This is a genomic window from Streptococcus pantholopis (assembly GCF_001642085.1).
Lineage (GTDB): Bacteria > Bacillota > Bacilli > Lactobacillales > Streptococcaceae > Streptococcus > Streptococcus pantholopis.
The window spans coordinates 1,025,308-1,040,051 of sequence record NZ_CP014699.1 but is presented as its reverse complement, the minus strand read 5'-3'; the positions used below and the strand labels follow the sequence as shown (position 1 = coordinate 1,040,051).

Here is a 14,744-nt window from a genome sequence, read left to right as displayed (position 1 = left end):
ATGGTAACAGAAGAACAAAACCGATGGTTAGCAGATAAGGTATACTGGATTGAAGAAAACAGAAATGACGTTCAATATCATCCAGAAGAAGGGGAGAATTATTATTATAACGATAAAGATGAGTCTCTCGGCCAATTTCAAGTTCTCAAGGCCAAGGACAATCTTGACAACGGTATGCAAGCTATGGCGGTAGCGCCGATAGTAGACGGAGAGCCCGATACCTCTCAGATTGTCATTGCCTATGCTGGGACTAATCCTCTTGATTCTAAGGACCTTAGCACCGATATCCAGTCTCTGGGCTTGGGCAGCAATAAGTTAGGGAATGGTTCAGACTTATCGGCTGAAAATCTTGTCTTCTCTGACTCTCAGTTTGTCACCGCCTTAGATTTCGCCGATCAGATCGCTAAGGCTTATCCTGAAGCGCATATTACCTCCACCGGCCATTCTCTGGGGGAAGCGATTGCTATGTATGTGGCCCTCAAAAACGGCTGGAGCAATGTCGGCTACAACGGTCCGGATATTGCCAACCTCATCAGTGATAAAGAGCTTCTCTATATGCAGACCCACCCGGAAGAGTTTCGCAATTTCCGCAATTCCAGTGACATTATCGGCGGCATTACCGGCAATAAAACGAAGACGGCCATCTATGCGGCTGGGAAGAAAGGCTATATGGGGGTTCAGGATATTTTGAGCAATCATAGCCTGACAGTCTGGCAGTTCACAGAGGACGGCCGTTTAATTTATGCGGACGGCCGCATCAGTACAGGAACAGCTATGTCTGAGTTTGCCGAGATAAAGACCTCCGTCACTCTGCAGATGGCCACGCTCAGGGGGCTGAAAGATAGCTTTTCTTCCGGTGGTTATACCAGCAGTGAAAGGATTTTTCTGGACAGCAGCCAGGCCCAGCTGATAGGGAGTCAGATAGCCGCAGCGGCTCAGACTTGTGCAGAGAGCATCAAGAAGACCTGTCAGGAGGCCATCAGTCAGGCGGAACAGCTCTGGCAGGACGCTGTCCAGCAGGCATTGGCAGCCAGCAGCACACTGACAGAGGCTGAGGTTAAAGAAGCCTTGAGTTTAGGCGGGGTAACAGAAGAGACAATAGTAGGAGCCACGAAGACAGTGTTTGAAGCCATCGAAACAGAGGCGGGGACTTTAGCAGAGTCTTTTGCTCAGATTAACAGTGAGATCAATAAGGGAATCGCATCTAAGTTGGCCAGTGACAGTGAATTAGCAGGGAGGTTCAGCCAATGGCAGACACAGCTTTCGCAGAGCAGTTGAAGGCTCAGGAAGAGTCTTTAGAGGCGTTGGAGGAGGCCTACCGGTCCAGCCGGCAAGCAATAGAAAGGGCACAGAACAGGCTGTTTCAGATACAGCGTCGTTTAGAGGGAGAGCTGCTGCATTCTCATGAGAGGATGAGCCAGCTGCTGAGACATTTTGAGGCGGATGGCACCCTTATTCAGCAGTTAAATCAGACCTATACTTCATACAGTCAGCAGACCTTTGCCCAATACAAGTCGGAGATGCGACAGCTGGAGCGACAGTCAGAGGAAGAAAGAGCGGCTTATCAGAAAGCCAAAAGCCAGCAGGAAGAGAAGATTTCTTTAATAAGGAGAGCCTTAGATGAAGACAGCACTGCCTAATGTTTTTGCCAGTAAAGAAGAGAGTGAGCAAGACGGTATAGCGGCCTTGATGAAACAGATGGAGAAGAATCATATCCAGTTATTTTTGGCTCCCACGATTAAGCAGCAGCAGGAGGCTCTGGTCAGCAGCCATGAAGGTTTGGTAGCAGAAGCAGCGGCTGCAGCTAAGTCAACGATCAGCGGTTTAATCGATACGATGGACAGTGCTATGACAGGTGCTTGGTCCAAAAAGGTCAAGGAGGCGGTCAGTCAGGAGGCTGACAAATTTGATGCCCTCGCAGCTGATTCGTAAAAGTCCCTGCTTTTTGCGCAGGCTTTTTAGAAATGTATAAAGCATATCCCTATATAAAGACTAATTGAATTAGCAGTGAAGAAAGATTTAATAGAACTTTTTTCACTGTTTTCTTTTTGTCAAAATAAAGGAGGAAGCTAAATGAAGCTAAATAGAACAATAAGATAGTTATTTTAAGTTCGCCTGTTTTCTTTTTCGAGCAGCCATTGGGCCTTCAAATGTCATAAAGCGAAAGGTCTAGAGCGAAATAAAAATGCAAAATAATGTAATCCAATTAAAAGACATCTGTCAAAATAAAATCTGACAGGTCATGTTAGAATGTTGCTTGTTTGGAAAACGTTTTTTCGAACAAGATTTGGAGGTTCATTATGGAGAAAAAGACACATTACAAAATGCACAAAGTCAAAAAGCAGTGGGTAGTTATTGCTGTCACTGCTGCTGCAGTTTTTACTCTGGGAGGAAAAAGCAGTGTCATCAAGGCTGATGAAGCAACTGCAGCAGATGTTACGGCTGCTTCTTTGGAGACAGAACAAGGTCAAGAACAGTCTGAGCCTTCTTTGTCTGACGAAGAGAGCCCGATACAAACTCTTCCTTCTTCCTCAGATGAAAATTCAGAGGAGCTGTCTGGGCAGACATCATCTCAAGAGGAGTCTGCACAAGGATCCGAGGCTGAAGCAGGAGTTCAAGCACAGATTCAAGAAAGTCAGCAAACCCCTGAATCCGCTTATCAGCCTGTTTTGACAACAGAACAAGCTGTTCAAGCTGCAGTAAAGACTGCAAATACTGAGCAAGAAGCGTCTGAAATTGATCTGACCAATATCAGAACGATTGATGGAAAGCAGTATTATATTCAGGAAGACGGGACAGCCAAGAAAAATTTTGCCATCAGTTTAAACGGAACAATTCTTTATTTTGATGCGGAAACAGGAGCCTTGACTGAATCCTCTGCTTATTGGTTTCAAGAAGAGCTGTCTGATCTGATTAATACATTTAATGCCAATAATAAGATTTATAATGAAGACGCAGCCAGTATTGAGACAATCAATAACTATATTACCGCTGATTCCTGGTACCGTCCGCAGTATATCCTGCAGAACGGAGAATCTTGGGTGGCATCAACTGAAAGCGACTACCGTCCGCTTTTAATGACTTGGTGGCCAAGTAAAGATATTCAAGTGGCTTATTTAAATTATATGAACACACAAGGCTTGGGAACAGGCGTTTCTTATACGAATGAAAGCGATCAGGCCAGTTTAACAGCAGCAGCACAGGAGGTTCAAAGAAATATTGAAATCAGAATTGCTGCCCAGCAGTCATCTGAATGGCTGCGTTCTATTATGAATGCTTTTGTCATTGAGCAGGATATGTGGAATAAAAATACGGAATCTGATACCTCTGAAGGTAATAAAGATCATTTGCAGGGCGGTGCCTTATTATACAGCAACAGTGATTTAACCGCCTATGCCAATTCAGATTACCGTCTGCTTAATCGGACTCCGACTAATCAGACAGGGGTTCCTAAATATTTTGAAGATGATGACGATCCTACAGGCGGCTATGAATTCCTGTTAGCTAATGATATTGATAATTCTAATCCTATTGTTCAGGCTGAACAGCTGAATTGGCTGCATTATTTGATGAACTACGGCTCTATTGTTGCTAATGATCCGGAAGCTAACTTTGATGGTGTGCGGATCGATGCCGTGGATAATGTCAATGCTGACCTTTTGCAGATTGCTTCTGACTATTTCAAAGCTTACTATAATGTAGATGCCAGCGAAGCCAATGCGATTAATCATCTTTCCATTTTAGAAGCTTGGAATGATAATGATCCTCAATATAATCTTGATACTGGCGGAGCTCAGCTCCCTATCGATAATTACTTGCGCAATGCCCTTTTGTATGCCCTCGCCCGTCCGATTACCGATTCAAAAAGCGGGGAACAGGTGAGGAGCGGTCTTGAACCGACCATCACGACAACTTTAAATGACCGTTCGGCAGAAGGCAAGTACACTGAACGGATGGCTAACTATGTCTTTGTCCGCGCTCATGACAGCGAAGTACAGACCGTCATCGGTCAAATCATTAATGATTACATTAATCCCAACACTGATGGTTTAACAGGAATTACAACAGCTGAGCTGGAACAGGCCTTTGAAATCTACAATGCTGATATGAATTCAGCAGACAAGAAATACACGCAAACCAATATTCCAGCCTCCTATTCTTTGATGCTGACTAATAAGGACACCATTACTCGAGTATATTACGGCGATATGTATACGGATAACGGGCAGTATATGGCTAATAAATCTCCTTACTATGATGCTCTTGAAACCTTAATGAAAGCCCGCATCAAATATGTTGCCGGCGGTCAGGATATGGCGATAACTTATGTAGAAGGTCAAGACAGGGAAAACTGGGAATGGGATTATAACGGCGTTCTGACTTCAGTTCGTTATGGGAGCGGTGCTCAAGAGGCAACAGACTTAGGGACTGAAGAAACAAGAACACAAGGGATAGCGGTCATTGTCAGCAATAATCCTTATTTACAGCTCGGCAGTCAGGATTTTGTCCGTGTTAATATGGGAGCTGCACACGCTAACCAGGCCTACCGTCCTTTGTTATTGACAACTGAATCAGGTTTGGCTCATTATTTAGATGACAGCCAAGTTCCTTCCGATCTCATTCGCTATACCGATAACAATGGCATCTTAAGTTTTGATGCCAGCGATATAGCCGGCTACAGCCAAGTTCAGGTTTCGGGCTACTTAGCTGTTTGGGTGCCGGTAGGAGCTCCGGATAATCAAGATGTCCGTGTAGCTGCCAGTGATGAAGCAACATCAAACGGTCAAGTGTATCAATCGTCCGCTGCACTTGATTCACAGCTGATTTATGAAGGGTTCTCTAATTTTCAGGATTTTGTTACCACTGATGCCGAGTACACAAATAAACTGATTGCAGAAAATGTTGACCTCTTTAAGTCATGGGGGGTAACTTCTTTTGAAATGGCACCGCAGTATGTCTCTTCTGAAGATGGTTCCTTCTTAGATTCTATTATCTTAAACGGTTATGCCTTTGAAGATAGATATGATCTGGCTATGAGTAAAAATAATAAATACGGTTCCCAGCAGGATTTGATTAACGCTATCAAGGCCCTGCACCGAGAAGGTATTCAGGTGATTGCCGACTGGGTTCCAGATCAAATCTATAACCTTCCGGGGCAGGAAGTGGTGACAGCAACACGGGTCAATAATTTTGGAACCTATCGGACTGATTCGGTCATTAAAGAACTGCTTTACGTCGTTAACAGCAAAACAAACGGTGATGATTATCAGGCACAGTACGGCGGTGCCTTCTTAGATGAATTAGCAGCAGCTTATCCGCAAATCTTTGAGCGTGTTCAAATTTCCAACGGCCAGCGGATTGACCCATCCGTTAAGATTACGGAATGGAAGGCTGAATACTTCAATGGAACAAATATTCTCGGTCGTGGCGCTTATTATGTGCTGCAGGATGCTGCCAGCAACAAATACTTTACTTTGGACGAAAACGGCGTCTTCCTGCCTAAAGTGCTGACCGGACAAGAAGGTGTGACTGGATTTTATCACGATGGTACCGGCATGACATACTACTCTACAAGCGGCTATCAAGCCAAGAATGCCTTTGTCAATGAAAATGGTTATTACTACTATTTTGATGAAAACGGCTATATGGTTACCGGCAGGCAGACGATCGGCAATAAGCAGTATTATTTCCTGCCAAACGGGGCTCAGCTTCGTGATGCTGTCTACGAAGACAATGATGGTAAGCAGTATTACTATGGTCCACTGGGTGATATGTATACCAATAATTACTATGCTTTCGACAATCAATGGCGCTACTTTGACAGCAATGGTGTGATGGCCCGAGGTCTCATAACAATTGATGGGGTAACCCAGTATTTTGATGAAAATGGCTATCAAATCAAAGGGGAACTTGTGACAGATTCAGACGGCAATATTCGGTATTTCGATGCTAATTCAGGCGCCATGACTGTCAATACCTTTATTAAACAGGGAGCTAACAACTGGTATTATTTCAATGCTCAGGGACGGGCTGTCAAAGGAGCACAGACAATAGCCGGTCAGCGGCTCTACTTTGATGAAAATGGTATCCAAGTTAAGGGGCAGCTGGTGAGCGATAACAGCGGACGGATTTCTTACTATCATCCTGATTCTGGTGAACTGGTAGTCGGCCGGTTTGCAACGACCGGTAACAATGTCTGGTATTACTTTGACAATAACGGCTATGCTGTTACCGGCTCTCAGGTTATTAACGGACAGAACCTTTTCTTTAACTCGGACGGCAGTCAGGTAAAAGGCTATTTTGCCCAAGATGAGACTGGCAACAACTATTATTATGATGCCAATTCAGGTGAGAGGGTGAGCGGTCATTTCGCAACGACCGGCAATAATGTTTGGTATTATCTGGACAATAACGGCCATGCTGTCACCGGCCCACAGATTATCAATAATCAGGTTCTCTATTTTAATGAGGACGGCAGTCAGGTTAAGGGAAATCTTGTTACTGATAGTAACGGCAACAACTATTATTATGATGCTGATTCCGGCGATATGGCTGTTAATACCTTCATTTTCGCTGATGGCAGCTGGTATTATTTTGGTGCAGAAGGAAAAGCTCTTACCGGTCTGCAAGTGATTAACGGCCAGCGTCTGTACTTTAATACAGATGGCAGTCAGGTCAAAGGCGATATAGTCAGACTGGCGTCTGGGAGGGTCAACTACTATGATGCTGACTCCGGCGAACAGGTCCGCAGCCAATGGGTTATAATGCCAAATGGCCAAGCTGTTTATTTTGACAGCAATGGTGAAGGAATCTATAATCCTTAAACATTAGAAAAAATAAGCTTTAAAAGGCATTTGGATTTTTCTGAATGCCTTTTAGCGTAGGCAAAAAATGAAAAATAAGCTATAATGTAAATTATGATTACTGGAATTATCAATTTGAAAAAAGAAGCAGGCATGACCTCCAATGATGCTGTTTTGAAACTGCGTAAAATATTGCAGGAAAAAAAGATTGGGCATGGCGGAACGCTTGATCCTGATGTTGTCGGTGTTTTACCAATCGCTGTCGGCAAAGCAACCAGAATTATCGAATATATGATGGATAGCGGTAAAGTTTACCAGGGTCGGATTACCCTTGGTTTTTCGACAACGACAGAAGATGCCGGCGGTCAGCTAGTAGACAGGACACCGGTGACAGACGACTTAAATGAAAAGACTGTAGATCAGGCTATGCAGACTTTTATCGGCCGTATTGAACAGAAACCGCCTATGTATTCAGCAGTCAAAGTTAAAGGCCGCAGACTGTATGATTATGCCCGCAGGGGAGAAACTGTAGAGCGGCCAGTGCGTCAGGTATCTGTTTACGAATTTATCCGCACAAGTCCTCTGACTTTTGAGGATGGCACCTGTTCTTTTTCATTTAGATTGTCATGCAGCAAGGGGACTTATGTCCGGACTTTAGCAGTGGACTTAGGTGCAGCATTAGGATACGCCAGCCACATGTCTTTTCTTGAACGGACAGCCTCTTCAGGTTTAGAACTTGAAGAGGCCCGCACCCTCTCAGCAATTCAAAAGCAGGTCGAAAATAATGATTTTTCCTTTTTACTCCCCTTAGAGTATGGAGTGCGACATTTACCCTTTGTTGACTTAAATCAGGAACAGGCTGATGATTTGGCGCATGGGCGCAAAGTTCAACTGGAAAGACAGGAAAAGCTCTTAGCCGGCTTTTATCAGGATAGGCTGCTGGCTGTTTTAAGAGCATACGATGAAGGAAAATATAAACCGCATAAGGTCTTTGTTTAATTTAGAACGGAAATAAGATGGAAATCCAAGAGATTAAGAATTATACAGAAATTAATGAGCGTGCTGATACTGTCCTTGTTTTGGGTTATTTTGACGGCCTGCATTTAGGCCACAAGGCCTTATTTGAAAAGGCAAAAGAAATCGCAGCGCGCGATTCGCTAAAGGTCGTAGTTTTGACCTTTCCTGAATCGCCTCGTTTAGCATTTGTGCGTTTTAATCCTGAGCTTTTACTTCATTTGACTTATCCGCAAAAACGTTATGCGAAGTTTGCTGAATATGGTGTTGACAAGCTTTATCTGCTGAATTTTACAAGCCATTTCTCACAGCTGTCGGCAGAAGACTTTATTGAACAGTATATTGCTGCCTTTCATGCAAAAGCAGTTGTGATTGGTTTTGACTACAAATTTGGCCATGACCGTGCTGACGGAAACTTTTTGAAGCAGCACTTTAATGGTAAAGTTGTGACAGTAGAAGAGGTTCAGAAAAATCAGGAAAAAGTCAGCTCAACCCGTATCCGAAATCTTCTGACTTCTGGAGCAGTATCAGAAGCCAACGATTTGCTGGGTTATACTTTCTCAACGCGTGGACTGGTTGTACACGGCGATGCACGCGGGCGGACAATCGGCTTTCCGACAGCAAATCTGGCTCCCTTGGATCGGACTTTTCTGCCCTCTGACGGTGTCTATGTTTCCGATGTTCTGATTAATGGCAAAACATACCGATCCATGACCAGTATTGGCAAAAATATGACTTTTGGCGGAACCGAACTGCGGCTGGAGGCCCATATTTTTGATTTTGAAGAGGATATTTACGGTGAAGTGCTTGAGATTATCTGGCTGGAAAAAATCCGTGAGATGGTTAAGTTTGATGGGGCTGAAGCCTTGGTAGCTCAGCTGCATTCCGATAAGGAAAAGGCACTGTCTTGGAAAAAGAATAGCCAAGAACTATAAAATCTTGTATAATAATCAGTAAGGAATAGTTAAGAGGCAAAGAATGGTTACCTTATTTTTATCACCTAGCTGCACTAGCTGCCGCAAGGCACGAACCTGGCTCAAAAAGCATAAAGTTGTGTTTGAAGAGCACAATATCATTACAAGCCCGCTCAGTCGTGAGGAATTACTGAAGATTTTATCATTTACTGAAAATGGGACAGAAGACATCATTTCCAGACGGTCAAAAGTTTTCCAGAAGCTGGATGTTGATGTGGATGAACTGTCTGTTTCTGCCCTGATTCAGCTGATCGCAGAAAATCCCGGTCTTTTGCGCCGCCCAATTATCATGGATAAGAAGCGGATGCAGATTGGTTTTAATGAAGATGAGATTCGTGCCTTTTTATCGCGGGATTACCGTAAACAGGAGTTGCGTCAGGCAACTATAAGAGCTGAGATTGAGGGAGAAGATGAGTAAGAATTATAGTTATCCGCTCGATACAAACTGGAGCACTGAAGAAATCATATCAGTGCTTTATTTTTTGAATCAAGTTGAAAAAGCTTACGAAAGCAAGGTTTCCGCTGCGGCCTTACTGGAGACTTACACTGCTTTTAAACAGGTTGTTACAAGCAAAGCTCAGGAAAAAACAATTGACCGTGACTTTAAACGAAGCAGCGGCTATTCAATATACAAGGCTGTAAAAGCAGCAAAAGAAAGAGGAAAGGGATTTATTTCTCTTGGAAACTAAATTTACATTTGCAAAAACAATCATTCGGGAAGCTGGACAGTTTATCCGCTCGGCCATGGCTGAAAAGCTCAAAATAGAAGAAAAAACACAGTTTGATGATCTGGTCACTAATCTGGATAAAGCTGCACAAGATTTGCTGATTGCCAAAATAAAATCGGCCTACCCCAAAGACAATGTGATGGCAGAAGAGAACGGTGTCCGACATCCTATTACAGACGGTCATGTTTGGATTTTAGACCCTATTGATGGCACCGTCAATTTTATTGTGCAGGGGGAAAATTTTGCTGTTATGATTGCATACTATGAAGACGGAGTCGGTCGCTTTGGTCTTATTTATGATGTCATAAAGGATGTTCTCTATGCTGGAGGCGGACAGTTTGATGTTTATGCCAATGATAAAAAAATGCTTCCTTATCAGGACAAACCCTTTAATCGCTCCTTAATCAGTGCTAATTCCAGTATGTTTGCTGAGAATGTGCACGGAATCCGTGACCTAGCCCGCCAAACATTGGGGGTCCGCATTTACGGCGGAGCTGGAATCAGTATGTCGCAGGTGATGTCTGGCCGTTTATTAGCTTATTTTTCTTTCATTCAGCCTTGGGATTATGCGGCTGCCTTTATTATGGGAGAAAAGCTGGGTTATCAGCTGCTGACCCTTGACGGACAGACGCCTGATTTTAAAAACAGACAAATGATTATGTTTGTTCCTAAGCAAAAATTAAAGGCTATTAAGCAGTTTATAAAGTAGGAATGCAAGAGGAAATATAAAAATATATTTATATGAGATTACCTGAATCATTTATTAAAAACTATCGGCAGATCTTGGGGGAAGAGGCAGAAGCTTTTTTTACCAGTTTGGAAGAAGAACCCGTTTCTGCTTTTCGGACTAATCCTCTTAAGGCCGCTCAGCAGCATTTTAGTCACGCTATCCCTCATACACCGTGGGGGCATTATGGCAAAATTTCTGGGAAGTCAGCTGAGCATGTCACTGGCTTAGTCTATTCACAAGAGCCTGCTGCTCAGATGGTCGGACAGGTAGCGGCTCCGCAAAAAGGTATGAAAGTTCTAGATTTAGCAGCTGCACCCGGCGGCAAGTCTACGCACTTGCTGGCTTACTTGGGGAACACCGGCCTGCTTGTCAGCAATGAGATTTCTGCAAAGCGCAGCAAAAGTCTTGTCGAAAATATTGAGCGTTTCGGGGCCCAGAATGTCATTGTCACTAATGAATCTGTACGAAAGCTGGCTAAAACCTTTAAACATTATTTTGATCTTATCGTTTTGGATGCTCCTTGTTCCGGTGAAGGAATGTTCCGAAAAGAACCTCAAGCTATCCGCCGCTGGCACAGGACCTTACCGGCCGAGTATGCAAAACTCCAAAAACAAATTTTGAGCGAAGCGATGCCTATGCTGGCCTACGGCGGAAGTTTAGTTTATTCAACCTGCACCTGGTCTTTAGAAGAAAATGAAGAAATAGCCAACTGGCTTTTACAGCAGTATGACACGCTGAGTATCGTCAATGTCCCTAAAATAAATGGTATGACAGGCGGTGTCGGTCTGCCGGAAACAGCACGTATGTACCCACATCATTTTAAGGGTGAGGGACAGTTTATCGCAAAATTCAAGGACCAAAGAGAGAAGCAGGTATTCCCTGTTCGGTCAGGCCGGTCTAATTTAAACAGAGAAGAACTTGCGCTCTGGCAGGAATTTGCAGCTAAACACTTAAAGCGCCCTTTAGAGGGACTTCTCCAGACATTTGGCAGCCATCTCTACCTTCTTCCTTTAGGCCTGCCGGATTTGTCCGGCTTGAAAATTGCTCGAAACGGCCTGCATTTAGGGACTTTTAAGAAAAAGCGTTTTGAGCCCTCCTTTGCTTTAGGTTTAGCTTTAGCTCAGCATGACGTAGAACAGTCTGTTGAAATTGATATAGAACAGTTCAAGTCTTATGCTGCGGGAAATATTATTTTCTTAGAAGGAAACTATCCCAATGGCTGGTACCAGTTATGTGTCAAAGGAAATGGACTTGGGTTTGCAAAAGTTGTTAATAATACGGTTAAAAATTATTTCCCCAAAGGGCTCCGTTTTAATGCTTAACTGTTATTGAATACAATTTCATTTAAAGTAAGAAAGCTCTTTGCAAAGGCCAGTCAGTTATGTTACTATTTGAGTATGAAGATGCTAGCTTCATGAAATGATTTTTTGATAATGATGAATAGGAATGAACCAATGAAATTAAAAAAGAATCACACATTAACTCTGCTTGCTTTAGCGGGGGTCAGCCTGTTTATCCTAACAGCCTGTTCCAGCTGGATTGACCGAGGCCAGTCAATAACCAGTGTTGGTTCGACGGCTCTGCAGCCTTTAGTTGAAGCTGCATCGGATGAGTTTTCGCATATTAATATCGGCAAAACGGTTAATGTCCAAGGTGGCGGATCCGGTACAGGCCTGTCTCAGGTTCAGTCCGGGGCTGTGCAAATTGGCAATAGTGATGTTTTTGCCGAAGAGAAAGACGGTATTGATGCCAGCAAGCTGGTCGATCACCAGGTAGGCGTTGCAGGCCTGGCTGTAATTGTCAATAAGGAAGTGGATGTTTCAGATCTGACAATAGAACAGCTGCAAAAAATCTTTACCGGAGAATACACGAACTGGAAGCAGGTGGGCGGAAAGGATTTGGAGATCTCAGTTATTAATCGAGCAGCCAGTTCCGGATCACGTTCGACTTTTGACAATATTGTGATGGATGGGAAATCAGCCCAGCAAAGTCAGGAACAGGACTCAAACGGTATGGTAAAAAGCATTATTTCCCAGACACCTGGAGCGATTTCATACTTGGCTTTTGCTTATGTTGATGATTCGGTCAAAAGTATGAAACTCAATGGTTTTTCAGCTACAGTTGAAAATGTTACAACTAACGATTGGCCGCTTTGGTCTTACGAACATATGTACACTAAGGGGGAACCAACCGGGCTCACTAAGGAATTTTTAGACTACATGATGTCGGATGATGTTCAAGATGGCATTGTTGTCAGTATGGGCTATATTTCCATGAATGACATGAAGGTTGTCAAAAGTGCCGATGGAACCGTCCGGCCTAAGTGACAGTTTTAAGCCAAGGCAAGTGAATGATAGAAGAACTTGCGATAGATTCAATTCATCTTTTTCCTGTTAAAGGCGTTAATATCTTTTATGAGGAGTTAACTATGCAAAAACAAGAGCTTGCTAAAAAGCTGGTGTCCCCTTCTAAGAATTCCCGTTTAGAAAAATTGGGCAAAACGATCACCTTTCTTTGTTTAATATTAATTGTCTTTATTGTCGCTATGATTTTGATTTTTGTAGCGCAGAAAGGACTGTCTACATTTTTTGTCAATAAAATCAATCCTTTCAAATTTCTTTTTGGAACGCAGTGGCAGCCCAATGTTAAAGATGCTTCCGGTCAGCCGCTGCTGGGAGCTCTGCCAATGATTTTGGGTTCCTTTATTGTCACCATTCTGTCAGCCTTGATTGCTACACCCTTTGCAATTGGCGCTGCAGTCTTTATGACAGAGATTTCACCTAAATACGGAGCAAAAATATTACAGCCAGCCGTTGAACTGCTTGTCGGCATCCCCTCAGTCGTTTATGGCTTTATCGGTTTGCAGGTGATTGTTCCTTTTGTTCGTTCGATTTTTGGCGGAACGGGCTTTGGCATTCTGTCAGGTGTTTTTGTCCTTTTTGTGATGATTTTGCCGACCGTAACTTTTATGACAGTTGACAGCCTTAAAGCTGTTCCCAGACATTATAAAGAAGCCAGTCTTGCTATGGGGGCTACACGCTGGCAAACAATCTGGCGGGTTATTTTAAATGCAGCCAGACCCGGCATTTTTACAGCTGTTGTTTTCGGTATGGCCCGTGCTTTTGGTGAGGCTTTAGCGATTCAAATGGTTGTTGGTAACTCTGCTGTTATGCCGACTTCGCTTGTCACTCCGGCAGCAACCCTGACTTCAGTCCTGACTATGGGGATTGGGAATACTGTTATGGGGACCGTTGAAAATAATGTTCTGTGGTCACTGGCTTTAGTATTGCTGCTGATGAGTCTGGCTTTTAATACTTTGATTAAAATGATTACAAGGGAAGGTAAGAAAAACTATGCACGCTAAAAAAATCGACAAATTAGCTACAGGGGTTCTCTATACAATCGCTGCTATTATTGTTATTATCCTTACTTCCTTATTGCTTTATATTCTTGTTCGGGGCTTACCCAATGTCAACTGGCAGTTTTTAACAGGCCGTTCCTCTTCTTATGAAGCCGGCGGCGGCATTGGCATTCAGCTCTATAATTCTTTCTTTCTGCTGGTGGTGACACTTATCATCTCAGTGCCGCTGTCGATGGGAGCCGGGATTTATTTGGCAGAGTACGCTAAAAAAGGACCGGTAATAAATTTTATCAGGACTTGTATTGAGATACTATCTTCACTGCCTTCGGTTGTTGTCGGGCTTTTCGGCTATCTGATTTTTGTCGTTCAATTTGGTTATGGTTTTTCAATTATTTCCGGAGCTCTCGCTTTAACTGTTTTTAATCTTCCGATGATGACACGAAATGTTGAAGACAGCCTGCGGACTGTGCACCACACTCAGCGGGAAGCCGGTCTTGCTTTAGGAATTTCGCGGTGGGAGACCGTGCTTCATGTGGTTGTGCCAGAAGCACTTCCGGGAATTGTTACAGGAATTGTCCTTGCTTCAGGCCGTATTTTCGGTGAGGCTGCTGCGCTGATTTACACTGCCGGTCAGTCTGCACCTGCTTTGGACTGGTCTAATTGGAATCCCCTCAGTATCACCAGTCCGATTTCCATTTTCCGCCAGTCAGAGACCTTGGCTGTCCATATTTGGAAGGTCAACAGTGAGGGGACGATTCCTGATGCTACTCAGGTCTCAGAAGGTAGCGCCGCAGTTTTGCTGGTCTTTATTTTACTTTTCAATCTCTCGGCCCGATTCATCGGCAGAAAGCTTCATGAAAAGTTAACCTCAGCTTCTTAATTAGAGTTCATTTCGGAAAGAACTGAACATTCCCTGAAATCCTAATGAAAACGATACCTGTCAGCGTGATGCAAGTATATAGCTAAACAATCCTAGTCGTCTTGGCAGGGGTGCGTCTGCTAAATCATAGATTTCGGACTTACCGCCAGCCGTAGCCGTCTGAAAGTTTTGTCGTCTTAACAGCCGACCGCACCTTTCTAGTCGTCCTGGCAGGGGTGCGTCTGCTAAATCATAGATTTCGGACTTACCGCCAG

The 14,744-nt window shown here is 43.7% G+C and carries 13 protein-coding genes; all 13 read left to right on the top strand.

Translation table 11 applies throughout. The features are described 5' to 3' along the window. The 13 genes from A0O21_RS04835 (at position 1) to pstA (ending at position 14,490) form a co-directional block, all read left to right on the top strand. Positions 1 to 1,278, top strand: a complete 1,278-nt coding sequence (locus tag A0O21_RS04835; RefSeq protein ID WP_067062132.1) for an alpha/beta hydrolase family protein — start codon at positions 1 to 3, stop codon at positions 1,276 to 1,278. After that, entirely contained in the window at positions 1,248 to 1,640 is a 393-nt protein-coding gene (locus tag A0O21_RS04830) for a hypothetical protein (RefSeq protein WP_067062130.1), read from the top strand. The genes A0O21_RS04835 and A0O21_RS04830 overlap by 31 nt, the downstream gene beginning before the upstream one ends. Next, on the top strand, positions 1,621 to 1,932 hold the full coding sequence (locus A0O21_RS04825) for a hypothetical protein (protein ID WP_067062127.1): 312 nt from the start codon (positions 1,621 to 1,623) through the stop codon (positions 1,930 to 1,932). Before A0O21_RS04830 ends, A0O21_RS04825 begins: the two co-directional genes overlap by 20 nt. Positions 1,933 to 2,300: 368 nt before the next feature. Beyond that, positions 2,301 to 6,824 (top strand): glycoside hydrolase family 70 protein, encoded by a 4,524-nt coding sequence (locus A0O21_RS04820; protein ID WP_082854413.1) that lies wholly within the window; start codon positions 2,301 to 2,303, stop codon positions 6,822 to 6,824. Positions 6,825 to 6,917: 93 nt separating this feature from the next. Further along, the gene (truB, locus tag A0O21_RS04815; protein WP_067062124.1) at positions 6,918 to 7,802 is read left to right on the top strand and encodes a tRNA pseudouridine(55) synthase TruB; all 885 of its coding nucleotides are present in this window, start codon (positions 6,918 to 6,920) and stop codon (positions 7,800 to 7,802) included. Positions 7,803 to 7,819: 17 nt separating this feature from the next. Continuing rightward, positions 7,820 to 8,752: a bifunctional riboflavin kinase/FAD synthetase gene (locus A0O21_RS04810; RefSeq protein ID WP_067062122.1), complete on the top strand. Its 933-nt coding sequence runs from the start codon at positions 7,820 to 7,822 to the stop codon at positions 8,750 to 8,752. A gap of 43 nt (positions 8,753 to 8,795) precedes the next feature. Further along, positions 8,796 to 9,209, top strand: a complete 414-nt coding sequence (locus A0O21_RS04805) for a Spx/MgsR family RNA polymerase-binding regulatory protein (protein ID WP_067062119.1) — start codon at positions 8,796 to 8,798, stop codon at positions 9,207 to 9,209. Beyond that, a complete protein-coding gene (locus A0O21_RS04800; RefSeq protein ID WP_067062116.1) occupies positions 9,202 to 9,480 on the top strand; it encodes a UPF0223 family protein in 279 nt (92 codons plus the stop codon). The genes A0O21_RS04805 and A0O21_RS04800 overlap by 8 nt, the downstream gene beginning before the upstream one ends. Beyond that, positions 9,470 to 10,228, top strand: coding sequence for an inositol monophosphatase family protein (locus A0O21_RS04795; RefSeq protein ID WP_067062114.1), 759 nt, complete (start codon positions 9,470 to 9,472; stop codon positions 10,226 to 10,228). Before A0O21_RS04800 ends, A0O21_RS04795 begins: the two co-directional genes overlap by 11 nt. A gap of 32 nt (positions 10,229 to 10,260) precedes the next feature. Beyond that, on the top strand, positions 10,261 to 11,571 hold the full coding sequence (locus A0O21_RS04790; RefSeq protein ID WP_067062111.1) for an RsmF rRNA methyltransferase first C-terminal domain-containing protein: 1,311 nt from the start codon (positions 10,261 to 10,263) through the stop codon (positions 11,569 to 11,571). A 132-nt stretch (positions 11,572 to 11,703) separates the two neighbouring features. Beyond that, positions 11,704 to 12,576, top strand: coding sequence for a phosphate ABC transporter substrate-binding protein PstS family protein (locus tag A0O21_RS04785; RefSeq protein WP_067062108.1), 873 nt, complete (start codon positions 11,704 to 11,706; stop codon positions 12,574 to 12,576). A 101-nt stretch (positions 12,577 to 12,677) separates the two neighbouring features. After that, a complete protein-coding gene (pstC, locus tag A0O21_RS04780) occupies positions 12,678 to 13,613 on the top strand; it encodes a phosphate ABC transporter permease subunit PstC (RefSeq protein ID WP_067065138.1) in 936 nt (311 codons plus the stop codon). Continuing rightward, positions 13,603 to 14,490 carry a phosphate ABC transporter permease PstA gene (pstA, locus tag A0O21_RS04775; protein WP_067062104.1) on the top strand — a complete coding sequence of 296 codons (888 nt, stop codon included), beginning with the start codon at positions 13,603 to 13,605 and terminating at the stop codon, positions 14,488 to 14,490. The genes pstC and pstA overlap by 11 nt, the downstream gene beginning before the upstream one ends. Positions 14,491 to 14,744: the final 254 nt, after the last annotated feature.